We start from the raw sequence: 15,769 nt of genomic DNA, 5'->3' as shown, positions 1-15,769 counted from the left end.
TGGCTGCTCTTTTAGATGTTATGATACATCCTATTTTATTGAGTACAAATTTACTCTTTTTACTTTCTTTAAGCTCAATCTTTTTCTTATAATACGAATGCCAGATTATTATCTTTGGTCCCATCATTATTGGATGCATTTTTAGAAGCTCCAATCCATTCTTCTTTATTCAATACAAATTTAAAAGAATAGGGCTTTCCTTTTTCAAATTGAGAGACAGGAACCTCCAATTCATAAAGGTTTTTATCCTTTTTTACCATCTGATATTCTTTATTTTCAGGTTCCCAATTATTGAAACTTCCTGCTACAGCAACGGTATTGATAAGGTTTCCGTTCAGGTTTTTCGGATGGGTGTAAGAAAAAACGATTTTATCTCCCTTTACGGAATACCCATACACCTGCTTTTTATCTGAAGTTGGAATAAGATCGGTTACTAAACTGCTCGTCCCATTATAAAGTGCGGTAAATGTTTCAGGTCCATTGATGTTCACGATTATACAGATTCCGATATTCAGCTCCGGAAATACGGTAAACAAGCTGTTTATTCCATAGGACCCACCATGTTTAAATCCTCTTTTACCATGTTCAGTAATCCAATATTTATCCCAAAAATATCCATACCAATCTTCTTTGCTATTGCTAATGTTTCTTTGAGATTCCTGTACTATTTTATTTTTTGGATCAAGTTCTTCTTTTAAAAATTTTACCATATCCCCCATTGTAGATTCGGTTTTTGAACCTCCGGATCCCCATAAAAGACTTTTTGAAACGGGCATCAGACGAAAATTGTCATGATATCCATTGGCCTGAGCTTCATCTTTTCCGAGTTCCAGTTTGGTATGATTCATCCCATTTTTTGAAAAGATATTTTCCTTCAAAAGGGTTTCATAGCTTTTTCCGTAAATATTTTCGAGTATAAGCCCGGCCAACTCCAGACTTAAATTACTGTATTTATATTCTTTTCCCGGCTCCATGCTTAATTTCACAGTGCCCAGATCTTTTTTAAAATCTTCTTTTGTATATCCTTCGTTGAGCTTTTCGTAAAGAAAAGGGGTCTCATCTGTCATATTTTTTCTTAATTCATCATCGTTGGGAAGATTTCTAGGCAACGCTGTTTCATAAGAAATCAGATTCCTGACTTTTATCGGAACTCCATTATATTCTAAGTTTGGATAAGATTCTTTCAGATATTTACGTACATCATCATCTAGACTTATCTTCCCCTCCAACACAGCCTGAGCCAATAGTTGCCCTGTAAAAAGCTTGGTAACGGAAGCAATCGCAAAATAAGTATTATTATCTGCTTTATTTCCTTTTCCTTTGTCTATTTCACCAAAATGCTTAGTATAAACTTTCCCGTCTTTGATAAGGCCAACAGACACAGAATATGCTTTGGAGTCTTTAGCCACTTTCTGAGCTGCTGCATCTATGATTGAGTATACTGTTTTATCACTTTGTGCATGGTTTTTCACAAATGCCAAGGCAAAAATACATAGGAGTAGATTTTTTCTCATGAGGTTTAATTCTGGTTATCTTTGAATTTATTCGGGTTATCAGGATGTTCTTTTTGATATTGTTTTGCTTCTTTTATTTCATTTTTCAGCCAATCTTCAAAAGGAACTTGTTGTTCGTTATATGATTTTATTGTATAAACTGTCTTAGCATCTTCTGAAACCAGAAATTTAAAGCGATAGAGCATTCCCAAATCATGCTTTGTATAATCATAAGTATTTACTTGATAATAAGGGAAATTTTCTTTTGGCCTTTCTACCATTTCAAAATACAATCTCTTTTCTTTTTCAGGAATTTTATTGTATTGATTTACATAATAAAGATCTGACAGCAGCTTATTTTGTTGATCAAAAAACTGAAGAATATTTTTCTCTTTTTCGCTATATTGAAAAGGATATGGATAGTATTTTCCAACGATTTTCACATCCTTATCAGAATATTTGGTAATTGGTTGAACTATTTCTCCTTTAACATTCATCATTCCCCATTTCTCACCGGGTACTTTTATATACCCGTCATCCTCATTCCTTTTACATCCATCACAAAATGAAGCGTATCCATACGTAAAATGGTCAACAAAGTCATGTTGGGGTTCAATCACTACTTTTCCGTTCCTATCAACAAAACCTATCTTTCCGTTTTTCACAAAACGTCTCAATCCTTCTACAAAATAATCAGGGCCGTTGTCATACAGAAACGGAGTGTAAAGAAAGTTTCCTTTTCTGTCATAAACATATCCCCAGGTATTTTTCTTAGGTTTCTCGCCTTTTTTCTCCCCATCAAAAAGAACGGTTTCTCCATCTACGACTTCTCCGTCTTTAAGATCTGAGTAAATTTTAAATTGTGCAGGAATAATGATTTCTCCCTTTTGATTCTTCACCCCCACTAAATTGTCTTTGGAAGTAAAATATCTTAAAACTTCTTTCTCCTGGGAAAAAGCAAGTATGGGAATCATTGCAATGAGTAAAAGGACTTTGTTCATGGTTGGGTTTAAAATAAAAAATGCAGCCCAAAAGGCTGCATATTGTTTTATACTTTAAGATCAGCTTCTAATCCTATCAAATCTTTATTCTGGTCTATAATCGGCTGCACTTCGTTCTTGACAAATTCTTCTGTCTGAATCGGTGCGAACCCAATAAAGTTCTTCGGATCTAAAACTTCTTTTAATTTCGATTTATCTAACTTTAAAGAATCATCATTTAAGATCCTTTCGATCAGGTCATTTTCTTTTCCTTCTTCCTTCACTTTCTTGGAAGCTTCCATAGAATGAACTCTGATTACTTCGTGAATTTCCTGACGGTCACCACCTGCTTTCACTTCTTCCATGATAATGTATTCTGTTGCCATGAAAGGAAGTTCTTCTTCAATATGCTTGTTGATTCTGTTTGGATATACCACGATTCCATTCATGATATTGTTCCAGATCAATAGAATTGCATCTACTGCTAAGAACGCCTGAGGAATAGTTAATCTCTTGTTGGCAGAGTCATCTAATGTTCTTTCGAACCATTGTGTAGATGCTACCATTGCAGAACTCGTCGTTAAAGACATTACATATTTTGCCAATGCTCCGATTCTTTCACTTCTCATTGGGTTACGCTTGTAAGCCATTGCGGATGAACCGATCTGGTTTTTCTCGAATGGTTCTTCAATTTCCTTAAGGTTTTGAAGTAAACGTAAATCGTTGGTGAATTTGTGAGCAGATTGAGCGATATTTCCTAATAATGCTACTACTTTAGCATCAATTTTTCTGTCGTAAGTCTGTCCTGAAACTCCGAATACTTTTTCGAATCCGAATCTTTTTGAAAGTTCTTTATCTAAGTGTTTTACTTTAGAATAATCTCCGTTGAACAGTTCAAGGAAACTTGCAGCAGTTCCTGTAGTTCCTTTTACTCCTCTGAAACGAAGGGTTTCAAGGAAGAAATCTAATTCTTCAATATCAAGAACTAAACTCTGTAACCAAAGGGTTGCTCTTTTTCCTACGGTAGTTAACTGTGCAGGTTGGAAGTGTGTAAATCCTAATGTTGGAAGGTCTTTGTACTGAATCGCAAAATCGGCTAAGTTCTTCATTACATTTACCAACTTCTTCTTCAGGATTAAAAGTCCGTCACGGATCTGAATTAAGTCTGTATTATCTCCTACAAAAGCTGAAGTTGCTCCCAAGTGAATAATTCCTTTTGCTGAAGGCGCCACATCTCCATAGGTGTGAACGTGAGCCATTACATCATGACGGAATTTCTTTTCGTATTCTGCTGCTTTATCGAAATCGATATTTTCAGCATTAGCTTTTAATTCAGCGATTTGCTCGTCTGTAATTTCTAGCCCTAAGTCTTTTTCGATCTCTGCTAAAGCGATCCAAAGTTTTCTCCAGGTACGGAATTTGTTATTATGTGAGAAATTAAACAACATTTCTTCACTGGAATAGCGCTCTTCCAATGGATTTTTGTAGGAATTCATTCGTTCTTTTACTTTTTAGATGTACAAAAATACGGTTTTTCAGTGAGAGATGAAAATTCTGGTTTTATGATTTTCACCCTTTCCTTTTTATTAGGTATTGATGCGAAGAATTACCTTTTATGCACACATTCAACAGCAAAAATTACATCCAAAACCTTATCGAAATCTGTCTTTGAGATTTTACTTCTCCCGTATCATCATTTTTTTTAAATCACTATCTTTTTTCTACAGATAGTGATTTTATTTAAACTTTTTTAATAAATTCGTTACAAGCGGACCTCGAAAAGCTTACAGAGTAGAGTAACCAAAAACAAATTAAACGTATGAAAAATCTAAAAAAACTAACAAAGACTGATTTAAAAACAATCTCCGGCGGATGGGTTCCACAACCGGGACAAAGCTGTCCAAGCGGAACTTGCCAATACCGCGAAAATGGACCTTGCAGAATTTATAATGATGAAAAATGCATTTAAAAGATAAGCCTGACTGATGTCAGGCTTTATTGTGAAGAAAGAGGCGATCGCTCAGATCTAAACTCTAAAAAAACAGCGCAAACCGAGCTTACCTTTACATTTCCAAGATGATTTTTGTATTGGGAGAATATATTATTAAAATATTGTTCTGTTTTCTAATACAAAACAGAACAATACAAAAACCACTGCTAAAATAGCAGTGGTTTTTTTTATTTGTTGGCACGAGCGAGACGCTCGCACCAGCGGGGCAAATCAATTTATAAAAGATGAAATACATCTAATAAATACACTATTCCAAAAGATAAAAGAAAAAAACTATAAGTCCGATAAAAAAATTGTAAAATCCTTGAGAAAAACTAGCACCTATATCTTCCTGGTTATTCTCAAAATCTTCTTTTTTCAAATTCTTATTAAAAATTTTAAAAAAATAATATCTCGTATTCAATCCTAAAAATTGAGTAATTATACTTCCAAAAATTATTTCTAATAAAATCATAATACTACTTATTAATTAAATTGAGGTCTATAGCCTACATTTTTATGCAACCAATTCCGAATAGGACTATCTGGTTTTGCAGCATTTACAGCACCTGTAACAACTGGTCGTGTTATCATCCCTTTTCCGACTGTACCATTCACATAATCCACACCCTTATTTAAAGTATTATTTATCACGCCTCTTGTACCGGTCGCAGAACCAAATCTGCTCAGAACACTCATTCCTTCAGGCATAAGAGAATTTACAGCTTTAGCTCCTCTTGCATAAGGAGCGGCTGTAGCTACTGTATTCACTAAAGCATCCGCTTGTTGGTAATTAGGTGTACCATCCAAATTTCCATAATTTCCTCCTAAAGGGTTTGACCATTCAGATCTTTCCATAAGTCCTCCATCAAACATTTGTGCGGTAACGTAAGCATTATTAGCAATTCCGTATGAAAATTTTGCAAAGAAATTACTTGAATTAGCCCATTTTTCAGTTAAATCTAATTTTTGTTCACTCATAAATGTACCAGATGGAGCATTAATTGTTGTTCCTGCACCTGTAACAAAAGTATTGTTTATACCTGAACCATCGGAATTGTTAGTTACCGAACCATCAGTATTTAAGGAATAACTGTACCCACCCATTCCTAAAGTTGAACCTCTTGAAACAGTAGCATTTTCATAAACTGCAGAAGCATTATTGTAGCCAGCTGCTTTTGCTTCTGATACAGTATTTACATTAGCATCATATGTATAAGATTTCTGACCATTTAATTCTTCTTCAACCCAGCCTTCTAACATTCCTGTTGGATCTATTGCATTTATTGGATTATTAAAACTGTATCTAAATGGAGACATATTAGGATGTTTCTCTGCCAATGGATCCACCACTCCCCATCTTCCTAAGTCAGGCATATACATTCTCGCCCCATAATCATACATTCCCGTCTCTTGAAGCTCCTTGCCGTTGTACTTGTAGTTTTTATAACTATCCTTACCAAAAAATGCATTACCCGATTTCAAATGATTCATCCCAAATGGATAATAATAATTGGCATCCGTAATTTCAAGAGCACCTGCGCTATTTCTTCCGAAACTTATTCTTGCATTTCCAAGGTAATACCTGTATTAGTAGATATAACTATTTTTTTAAATACTGTCATATGAAAAGATTTGTTTATTACCGAGGTGAGCAGAGAACATTAGACAATTATTATATGCCAATACTCTCAACATCAAACCTACTTTAATCTATCCATATTAGTTTTAAAAACAATTAATTTTTGTGCATGTTGTCCTTTTTCTTCAATAGATTTATACCCATCTTTTTCTATATATATATATACATAAGCACTCTTTTTCAAAATAGTAGAATAATATCCCTTATCATCAGTCTTTAATTGTATTTTATCTTGGCCTAAATATTCATCATAATTTTTATGTCCATTATTACTTTCATATCTATCATTTACGACTGTCACTTTAACATCTCTCAAAGGTCGAGAATTACTAGAATCTAAAACGTAGCCTTCAACCTTTACATCATTTACATCTTGACTACTATAGTAATAAATGAAAAAATATACACTTGCTAAACTTACTATAACAAGGGCTATTATTAATAATTTACCTATTGTTTGCTTCATCTAATCTTTTATTTATTGCTGTTTGAATATGAGTACCTGCTTTTGTTTGGATATTCCCATGTGTTAAATTTGTCCCACTAAGTTTTATATTTGTAACTTTTGCTTTTCCTTCAGAAGTATGTCTGTATCCTCTTGAACCTGGAGAATTACTACTCCCACTATCACTCCTATTACTACTATTGCTAGATGAACCAGAAGAAGAGCCCGAAGCCCTTGATGAACTTGATGCGCCAGAGTTATTTTCTTGATAAAAAACATATGCTGAATTCACATTATCTGAAATAGAAGTATTTACAGTTGAGCCTCTCAATGGTCCATCCGAGCTATCAACAATTATCATAGTATCAATTGGAACATTAGATACTTCCTCAGCCAAACTTACGGCATTATCTCCACCATAGCTATAACCATATACTAGAACTACATCTCCCTTTTGGTAATTTTTTTCTAAAAATTCTTTTCCCGTTTCAACCCCTACACCTTGTGTTAATGCAGGTGATATCATAGCTCCTTTAAAATCCATACCCAATGATCTAGCATAAGAAGCCGTAGCATTATATCTAGTACCAGCTCCTCCGGCATCTTTGGTATTACTTCTTATTTTACCGTCACCAGTAGGCCCTCCATGATAGAATACAGCTAAAAATCTTGGCTTAGGTCCTCCAGGAACATCTGGTTCCTTGCCATCTGGATCAATATGCATTACAGGATTATTGAATACATAATTATACGGGCTATGTCTTGTCATTTTCTCCGCCAGCGGGTCCACTACTCCCCATCTTCCAATATCCGGCATATAAAATCTCTCCCCATAATCGTACATACCAGTCTCTTGCAGCTCCTTGCCGTTGTACTTATAATGATAAATGTTTTGTATCGTACTTTGTTTAATTTGGTTCCGCAAGTGCAATAAATTCTTTTGAAGAACCTTTTTCTTTGAAGTAAATCTTATCAGGATATTCATGACCCATCTTCCAATAGATTTTTGATACATAAAGTTTATGGCTAGGTATTAATCCTTTTTGAATTACTTCAAATTTTCCTTCTCCTTTAAATATCAAACAAATATCATCTCCGAATTTTCCGAAGTATTGTATATTACATTGATTTAAGTTTTTAAAGAATTCTATCGATTTAATTGTCTTCTTATTTTCTGAAAAAATTATTTTATCCTTTTTAATATTCAAGTAACCATTAACTTCGGTGCTATCATTAGAAAAAGTAAATTGATAAAGTTTCGTTTTCTTAATAAAGATATGCTTTGCCTTGTTTATTGAAAAATAATAAACAATAGTATCTTTTTTTAATGGTTGTTCATTTGAGTCTTTAATTATTATATAATTAATCTTTTTCTGTTGAGAAAAAGAAAAAACAAATAAAAAAAAGAAAAACAGTACTAATAATTTATTTAATATCAGTTGATTTATTTTTTTCATATAATTCCTTTAATTGTGTTTGTATTTTTTCAGCTGGAGATCCTTTTTTTGGATTAAAATCTTCTCTCAGTACTCCTGCATGATCTGAACCGTAATCACCATGTTGATCTTTGCTTTTGTTTAAGTCAACATGAGATTTTATTTCATGATAAATTGATTCAGCATTATCATATACTACTTTATCTTCTCCTCCTGCTCTAGCTGCTTTGGCGGCAGCTGCTTTCTCTGTTGTGCCAAATGCACCATTATCTGGATTAGAATTTAATAAAATTAAGGCAACATCCTTCCCTTTACTTTTTGAAATATCCACTCCATTAAATGCTTTAAATTCAGAACTTTCAGATTTTTCATTAGCCTTAATTTTTCCTCCTGTAATCATTGTAGTATTTTGGATACCATATAAAGTTTCTGCCGCTGCCGCATCTTTTGTAGGTATTGAACCTACGGTTATATAAATATCTACGGTTTTAGATTTACTGTATTTATCCCAAATAGCTCTTCCAGCAGCAGTTTGTCTTAATGTTTTAATTGCTTCTTTAGATTTACCATTTGAACCAACTATTATAATATCATTGACACCGCGACCGTCAGGATCAATAAATCTTATTGGGTTATTAACAGCATAGTTGTATGGTGACCATCTTCTATATTGTTCTGCCAGCGGGTCGACAACTCCCCATCTTCCCAAATCTGGCATATAGAATCTCGCACCATAATCATACATCCCAGTCTCCTGAAGCTCCTTGCCGTTGTACTTATAGTTTTTATAACTACCCTTACCAAAAAATGCATTACCCGATTTCAAATGATTCATCCCAAATGGATAATAATCATTGGCATCTGTGATTTCAAGAGTGCCTGCGCTGTTTCTTCCGAAACTTAGTCTTACATTTCCAAGGTGATCCCTGTATTGGTAAATATACTGATCTTTTTTATAATCGTAATATCCTTCTGCTGTTGGGAAAAAAGATAAGTTGGCATCTTTCAATCCTTCTATTATTACTCCGCCATCAATAGGCGGGTGAATTCCGGGATCAATAGGAGATATTATATCAGTAAGGGTATAAGCCTGAATTTCCATCGCTTTAGACATTTCTCTACTTTTTGATAATAGCTCAATACCACCACCATTATCCCGGCTTGTAGTAGTACTTGTATACTGAAATCCGTCTAAATAATCTGAAATGGCATTAATACCGTAACAATCTATAATACCGCATTCAAAAGTTGATTTTACCTTCTGAAGTTTTGTACCATTAGAACTATATAAATAAGAAATACCTACTCCGGATTGTAACATATTAATTTTATCAGGAAGATTGAGAAAGTTATAAGCTATAGAAGTAATTCCTTTATCCTGCATATTTGTCATATTTCCATTTGGGTCATAGCTTATGGTGTTCCCTCCCCCTTCATACCCTGAAGGATTATTATAACCATCATGAACATTTGTAAGCTTATTACCTTCATACATGTAATCAAGTTTATCTATAACTGTTGCAATATTATTATTTTCAAGGATGCCTGTTCTGTACATCTTCAAAATATTTCCATTAAGGTCATAGTCTATAGACTCTGTATTTTCCTTACTCCACGCATTAGTAGGATTCTGATAGTATCCTGCGGTCAATCGGTTCAAACTATCATATGCATATCCATATCTTTTGGGAGTTGGTAATGGAATGGCTCCAAGAGATTCCACGGCTCTCCAATCTACTTCTGCTATATTTCCATTGTATCTGGCTTTTACATTTTTTCCTGCAAACTGAGTCGGATCAGGGTTTTCAATTCCTTCTTTCTGGTTGTATTTGATTTTGTATGCGAATAGTTTTCCACCCAGATCTGACAATGGCATTTGAGCGGGTAGATATGAACGTGAGGAAGTAAAACCATCTATTGAGATGGCCACGCAGCTGGCAGAAGCCTTGGAAGTGTCTCTGGATTATCTCGTAGGGTCTACGGATATTCTACTAGATAAAAATATTGTCGCTAAAATTTTAGATATACAAAAACTAAAAGAGAACGATAGACAACATGTCTTCGCTCTTCTGGATGCGTTCCTTAAGCAAACTAAATTGCAAAGCATTTTATAAAACAACAAAGCCAACTCAATTTGAGTTGGCTTTAGTTTAGTTATAAGCAGTTTCTAAATTATATATATCTCCGCCTTCTTTTGTACATTGTATAAATATTTGTCTTGGAATACTATCTTTCAAACTTATTTTGGTAGTTTGATTACAACTCTCATTGTTGTATTTAAAAATCAACTCTTTATTCTCAATATTGCTAGGTACTGCATCTGCAGAACCTAAATTATAAAAGCCTAAAAGCTTATTATGTACAGTATAAATATACACTTGTCCACTTCCTCTCTTCGAGTCATCATAAACACCTGTGTAATGAACAGAGTTTAAAATTTTTAGAGTATCTTTTTTAGAGGTGATGATATTCCCCAAATATGTGACTACTTGTTCATCAATTTCTTTTCCTTTTTTTGTAAATCCAAAATCTTGATTAAGAGTATTTTGTTCTAACACTAATATTCTACAACGTTCATAATAGTCCAACTTGGTTTCAATAACTTTATTTTTACTATTCTGCTGTAAATCTGACTTATTACAACTCGTAAATAAAATTACAATTAAACTCAAAAAAAATCTTTTCATATTTTAATAATCTGAGGGTTTAGGTTTTTTAGATTCTTGTTGCATTTGTAAGACACTTTTTTGATAACCTGCTGTTCCACCACCATTATATGCTTCTACAGCTTTTGCCCATCCTTGAAATTTATAGGTAGCTTTTCCTGTTTTTGAATCAACTGAAACTCCCCCTTTAAATCCTTTTGTAGCTAATACTCTGGTTCCCGCATACAAAGAGTTTGTTTCGCTTGTTTTTTCACCTTTAGTTAATTGGTAACTGCTTTTCATCTTAGACCAATCTCCAGGAACATTAGCCTGCATAATATCTGTAATACCTGTTGTACCCGCATTCGATTCTTGAACTGTAACAGCTTTAACTAAAGTAGGGTCTAAGTCAGGAATTCCCTTTGTAGCTTCAGTCGGAATAGAATTCCCTCCTTCAGTTACTAAATTTAATTGTCCAGAATTTTTAGCCTGATTAAAATAGCCTGTTCTTGCTGCAATTTGATAGTCGTTTTCCTGATAAGCTGCACCAGATACATCTTCATTAGACTGTGGTCTATGTTGAATTATATTAGGCATAGGAACTGACTTCCAGCCTGCAGTACTTTGAGCAGCGTTATTACTTGCATTTGTAGATTCTTGTATATATGTTTTAAATTGAGTGTCACTTTTAATACGATGGACTTCTACACCTCGATTATTAATAAATACAATATCATTTGGCGCCATTCCATCAGGATCAATAAATCGAATAGGATTATTAAGACTATAACTATATGGTGACCAACCTGGAAACTCAGCTCCCTTTGGATCTACAACTCCCCATCTTCCCAAATCAGGCATATAAAATCTCGCCCCATAATCGTACATACCAGTCTCTTGCAGCTCCTTGCCGTTGTACTTATAATTATAGAAACTCTGCTCAATGAGCAGAGTTTCTATCTTATTTAGATTTTAGAATTATTTTTTTATTTCGTAAAACCTTACCTTTCTTCATAATCTTAAAGGAATTTATTCGTTCAGACATGTAAGTATTTGTTAAGCTTTCTAGAGCTGATTCTGTTTCACAATATAATCTAATAGAATCTGCTTTTTTTATGTATGTCCACTTTCCTTTACATTTTGCCACTAAGCTTCCTTTAAATCCAATCTTATACACAAATGTAGAATCAGATTTTAATTGAAGATTATATTCGGATGGTTCCTCTAAAGACGAATAATTTTCACTTAATATATATTTTTTTGTCTGTGCATGACAAGAAAACAATAGCATCATAGATAGTAATAATAGTATTTTAAACATTTTATTTTCCTTTAAATTTTACACCTTGAAAATCTCTCAATTTTATGCTTTGATCTAAATTCTTTAAAGCTTCTTTTGCTTGAGGGTATGCTAATCTTAATTGCCCTACAGTAGAATTAATTGTAACTCCAAATAAGCCTGATTTAGCTGTCCCTCCTACTCCATATACTTTATTACCATTTTGATCTGACAAAGTTGTAAGAAAATTATTATTGACTTTATTTACCGAAATTCCACCAAAAGATGAGGGGTCAAATGCAGCCTGTGCTCTATACGCTGTAGCTTCATCATCTAAATCCTGTGCTAAAGAATTTCCACTTGCAACATCAAAAGCAATATCTCCTGTTTCAAACTGATAACCATGTGTCATTTCGTGAACAAAATTGGCATCATTCACATAACCTATCACAACAGCATCAGTATTTTTGTCATACGTAGTAACTCCGTCATTTCCTTCCATTTTATTAAGGCTATACATCTGGTCACTGGATTCTAATGTAGACATACTAGACAAGGATTGATTAACATTATTAAGCCTATCTAATTTATCACCCATCTTAGATGTCAAAGTTTTAGCATCCCATCCCTTATCTTTAGCTTTTTGATTTATTTTATCTACATCATTTTGTAATGCATCCCGTGTTTTAGTAACAGATCCTTTTAATCTATCCCATTCTTTTTGACTTGCTGGATCAATTTGCATTCCATCTGGATCAATAAAATAAATAGGATTATTTACAGCATACGCATATGTAGTATGACGACGATACATTTCCGCCAGCGGATCCACCACTCCCCATCTTCCAATATCCGGCATATAAAATCTCGCCCCATAATCGTACATACCAGTCTCTTGCAGCTCCTTGCCGTTGTACTTATAATTAAAGCTACCAATCGGTAGCTTTTGTATTACCAACATTCATAGTGATCAGTCCATTTTTTATTTTCTATAATTTTAGTTTTATCAAACTTAAAGTAGTACTTGGTAATTGATCCACAATATTTGGGATTTCCTTGAAAAAAAGGAACAACATCAATTCTTAATTGATTATCTTGGATTTCAGAAAATATGGCAGTATTTAATGGCCCATTTGGAATTCCTTGATATTGTACGACAGTTTTAAATACAGTTTTAAATTGTGTATTTAATTCCCAGTTACTATTCTTATTTTTACTAGATAACTCTTTAAGATCTTTATCCTTTCTTAAAGGTTTTATTTCATCTTTCTCTGATAAAATGTTCTTATAAAAATTGTTAGGATCATTTTTATCTAAAGGATAGGGATAGATTAAATCATAAATATATAACCCTGAAACATCTTTTCCAAATTCTTTCATTGAAACATCTTTACTGATAAAATCCTTACTTACAAACACATACGCTTCACTATACATTGTTTTTGATTGGGAACTACAGCTGATAAAAGCAACAAGAGTTATACAATATACAAGTACTTGATAAGTTTTCATTTTATATCTTTTATTAAGTTTGTTATTTTCTAGGAGTTTTAATATATAAATCTTTCTTAGGATCAACATTCAATGGCCCTTTAGAATACGCCTCACTACTAAATGCACTAAAATTAGTACCACCTGAATCCATTGGAGAATAAGATTTTCGTTGACCGAATGGCAGTTTAAATCCTTTCGAATTATCTAATTCAGTTCTAATTACATTAATGACTTTTTTTTCGTTATCACCTTGCATGCCATATATAGATGTTGCAGAATATTCTTTTCCGTCATCTCCAACAAATCCATCTATTAAATTATTATATTTATGACTTACTTCATGCAAAGTGGTCATTCCATATCCCATAGTCAAGGGATTTAAAGACTGACTAGCACCATTTATAAAACCATCTATTTGATTAGTATTTATATTTAAGTCGAAAACTTGTGTATAGCCAGCCTTTCCATCAATTGTTTCTCCTCTACCTTGAATTTCTTGTATAGATGACCCTCTTGTATTATCTGAATTAATTTGATAATCAGTCCTATGATTATCAATTGCACCTTTTATCATGTCACGAGCTGTTTTACTTCCACCTGCATCAGAGGATTCTGTATAACTTAATTTTCCATTATCACCAACTGATAATTTAAGCCCCGTTTCTTTCTCTAAATCACTTACAATTTTATTTTGAGTCTCAATAGAAATATTTTTTCCAAATGTTATATCTTTATTTTGCATTCCATCTGGGTCAATAAATCTAATCGGGTTATTGTAGGCGTAGGTGTAAGTGCTCCATCTTCTCGAAGTTTCCGCCAACGGATCCACCACACCCCATCTACCCAGATCCGGCATATAAAACCTCGCCCCATAATCATACATTCCTGTCTCTTGCAATTCCTTCCCGTTGTACTTATAGTTCTTATAACTACCCTTACCAAAAAATGCATTACCTGTCTTCAAATGATTCATCCCAAATGGATAATAATCATTAGCATCTGTTATCTCAATAGCGCCTATTCCGTTTCTTCCGAAACTTATTCTTGCATTTCCAAGGTGATCCTTGTATTGGTAAATATACTGATCTTTTTCATAATCATAAAAACCTTCTGCTGTTGGGAAAAACTTTAATTCTAATGTTTTAGCTAAAGTTCTTCTTTCTTCTATAGAATAGGCCTCTATTTCCATCGCTTTTCTCATAGGAGACATGGAAAAATCAATGGGACCTCCTCCTCCAGGATCGCCTCCGCCCTGAATATCCGTATGGCTGTACTGAAATCCATCTAAATAATCTACATTTGTTGTATTGGTTACTGTTCCATTAATACCATCTGTTATTTCTACATTTCTTTTGCGTAATTTCACCCCATCTGCACGGTAAAGACTGCTGGTATTAAATTCAGGGCCAAAGGTAAAGCTGTTGGGTAAATTTAAATAATTATAATGGGTACTTTGAATACGTTTATCCTTCATATCTTTCATATTCCCATTTACATCATAGCTGATTGCTCTTCCTCCACCTTCATATCCTGTAGAATTATTAGAAGTATCATTTATAGAAGTCACCTGATTTCCAGAGTAGGCATAGGTAAGATTATCAATAACAGTGGCTGTATTGGTTCCAGTATTAAATAAAGAAGTTCTGTAAAGATTGATAATATTTCCGTTTAAATCATAGGTCAAAGATTCTATATTTTCTTTACTGTAAGCATTGGTAGGATTTTGATAATAAGCTGCTGTAAGCCTGTTCAGACTATCATATGCATATCCATATCTTTTGGGAGTAACTGAAGGATTTTCTCCTATGCTTGTTACGGCTCTCCAATCTACTTCTGCTATATTTCCATTGTATCTGGCTTTTACATTTTTTCCTGCAAACTGAGTCGGATCAGGGTTTTCAATTCCTTCTTTCTGGTTGTATTTGATTTTGTATGCGAATAGTTTTCCGCCCAGATCTGACAATGGCATTTGAGCGGGGTTAATACCTGTCATCCAGCCACGGATATTGTAGGCATAATCAATACTCTGCAAGTTATTTCCAACTTCTTTATTAACCAGTTGTGATAACTCATTATAGCTGTTTTTGGATAATAATTGTTCAGGGTTGCTATCTACCTGATGATAGTGTTCCTTGAGTCTGTTTCCATAATCATAAACAAATCGTTCTTTTATAGAAACTCCAGTCTCTCCTGATTTTCTTACATGGTAAGTATAGACCGATTGTGGTACTCCTGCAAAATCCAACTTGGATTCTGTTTTGGTATACCCTCCCAAATGATTGATGGAATGGGTTCCTATTACTCTTCCTTTGGTATCGTAATAACTATAATTCTTCGTCCAGTTATCATCTTCAATATTCTTTAC

13 protein-coding genes and 2 pseudogenes are annotated in these 15,769 nt (G+C 33.7%); 2 read left to right on the top strand and 13 right to left on the bottom strand.

Features of this window, described 5'->3' with window-relative positions:
* Positions 1-86 precede the first annotated feature (86 nt).
* The 3 genes from BLS98_RS09175 to purB are packed head-to-tail and all read right to left on the bottom strand — an operon-like array spanning position 87 to position 3,969.
* Positions 87-1,514, bottom strand: a complete 1,428-nt coding sequence (locus tag BLS98_RS09175; protein WP_089735778.1) for a serine hydrolase — start codon at positions 1,512-1,514, stop codon at positions 87-89.
* A gap of 5 nt (positions 1,515-1,519) precedes the next feature.
* Positions 1,520-2,494 (bottom strand): WG repeat-containing protein, encoded by a 975-nt coding sequence (locus tag BLS98_RS09170; RefSeq protein ID WP_089735776.1) that lies wholly within the window; start codon positions 2,492-2,494, stop codon positions 1,520-1,522.
* 47 nt (positions 2,495-2,541) lie between these two features.
* A complete protein-coding gene (gene purB / locus BLS98_RS09165) occupies positions 2,542-3,969 on the bottom strand; it encodes an adenylosuccinate lyase (protein ID WP_047096071.1) in 1,428 nt (475 codons plus the stop codon).
* A 323-nt stretch (positions 3,970-4,292) separates the two neighbouring features.
* On the opposite strand from purB, the gene BLS98_RS23045 reads away from it, so the two are divergent.
* On the top strand, positions 4,293-4,442 hold the full coding sequence (locus tag BLS98_RS23045) for a bacteriocin-like protein (RefSeq protein ID WP_111994758.1): 150 nt from the start codon (positions 4,293-4,295) through the stop codon (positions 4,440-4,442).
* A gap of 507 nt (positions 4,443-4,949) precedes the next feature.
* On the opposite strand, the gene BLS98_RS09155 is transcribed toward BLS98_RS23045, so the two are convergent.
* From BLS98_RS09155 to BLS98_RS23720, 5 genes are all read right to left on the bottom strand, one after another.
* A complete protein-coding gene (locus BLS98_RS09155) occupies positions 4,950-5,990 on the bottom strand; it encodes an RHS repeat-associated core domain-containing protein (protein WP_262487351.1) in 1,041 nt (346 codons plus the stop codon).
* A gap of 176 nt (positions 5,991-6,166) precedes the next feature.
* Positions 6,167-6,571, bottom strand: coding sequence for a hypothetical protein (locus BLS98_RS09150; protein WP_089735772.1), 405 nt, complete (start codon positions 6,569-6,571; stop codon positions 6,167-6,169).
* The gene (locus BLS98_RS23800) at positions 6,552-7,535 is read right to left on the bottom strand and encodes an RHS repeat-associated core domain-containing protein (protein WP_228425200.1); all 984 of its coding nucleotides are present in this window, start codon (positions 7,533-7,535) and stop codon (positions 6,552-6,554) included. Before BLS98_RS23800 ends, BLS98_RS09150 begins: the two co-directional genes overlap by 20 nt.
* Positions 7,459-8,007, bottom strand: coding sequence for a hypothetical protein (locus BLS98_RS09140; RefSeq protein WP_089735769.1), 549 nt, complete (start codon positions 8,005-8,007; stop codon positions 7,459-7,461). Before BLS98_RS09140 ends, BLS98_RS23800 begins: the two co-directional genes overlap by 77 nt.
* Positions 7,976-9,862, bottom strand: a complete 1,887-nt coding sequence (locus BLS98_RS23720) for an RHS repeat-associated core domain-containing protein (RefSeq protein WP_317040628.1) — start codon at positions 9,860-9,862, stop codon at positions 7,976-7,978. The genes BLS98_RS09140 and BLS98_RS23720 overlap by 32 nt, the downstream gene beginning before the upstream one ends.
* A 46-nt stretch (positions 9,863-9,908) precedes the next feature.
* Between BLS98_RS23720 and BLS98_RS09130 the strand changes: the two genes are divergently transcribed.
* Entirely contained in the window at positions 9,909-10,100 is a 192-nt protein-coding gene (locus BLS98_RS09130; RefSeq protein ID WP_077415264.1) for a hypothetical protein, read from the top strand.
* A 36-nt stretch (positions 10,101-10,136) separates the two neighbouring features.
* On the opposite strand, the gene BLS98_RS09125 is transcribed toward BLS98_RS09130, so the two are convergent.
* The 5 genes and pseudogenes from BLS98_RS09125 to BLS98_RS09100 form a co-directional block, all read right to left on the bottom strand.
* Positions 10,137-10,673 (bottom strand): hypothetical protein, encoded by a 537-nt coding sequence (locus BLS98_RS09125; RefSeq protein ID WP_089735767.1) that lies wholly within the window; start codon positions 10,671-10,673, stop codon positions 10,137-10,139.
* A gap of 702 nt (positions 10,674-11,375) precedes the next feature.
* Positions 11,376-11,561, bottom strand: a pseudogene (locus tag BLS98_RS23755) (RHS repeat-associated core domain-containing protein); the annotation flags it as partial.
* Between the two features lie 1,085 nt (positions 11,562-12,646).
* Positions 12,647-12,841 (bottom strand): annotated as a pseudogene (locus tag BLS98_RS23795) (RHS repeat-associated core domain-containing protein); the annotation flags it as partial.
* A gap of 20 nt (positions 12,842-12,861) precedes the next feature.
* Positions 12,862-13,422 carry a hypothetical protein gene (locus tag BLS98_RS09105; RefSeq protein ID WP_139166093.1) on the bottom strand — a complete coding sequence of 187 codons (561 nt, stop codon included), beginning with the start codon at positions 13,420-13,422 and terminating at the stop codon, positions 12,862-12,864.
* Positions 13,423-13,444: 22 nt separating this feature from the next.
* Positions 13,445-15,769 (bottom strand): RHS repeat-associated core domain-containing protein (locus BLS98_RS09100; RefSeq protein ID WP_139166092.1); only part of this gene is annotated, 2,325 nt, incomplete at its 5' end.

It is taken from the genome of Chryseobacterium jejuense (assembly GCF_900100075.1).
GTDB classification, from domain to species: domain Bacteria; phylum Bacteroidota; class Bacteroidia; order Flavobacteriales; family Weeksellaceae; genus Chryseobacterium; species Chryseobacterium jejuense.
The sequence above is the reverse complement of the archived record's forward strand: the minus strand, read 5'-3'. Positions and strand labels throughout refer to the sequence as shown.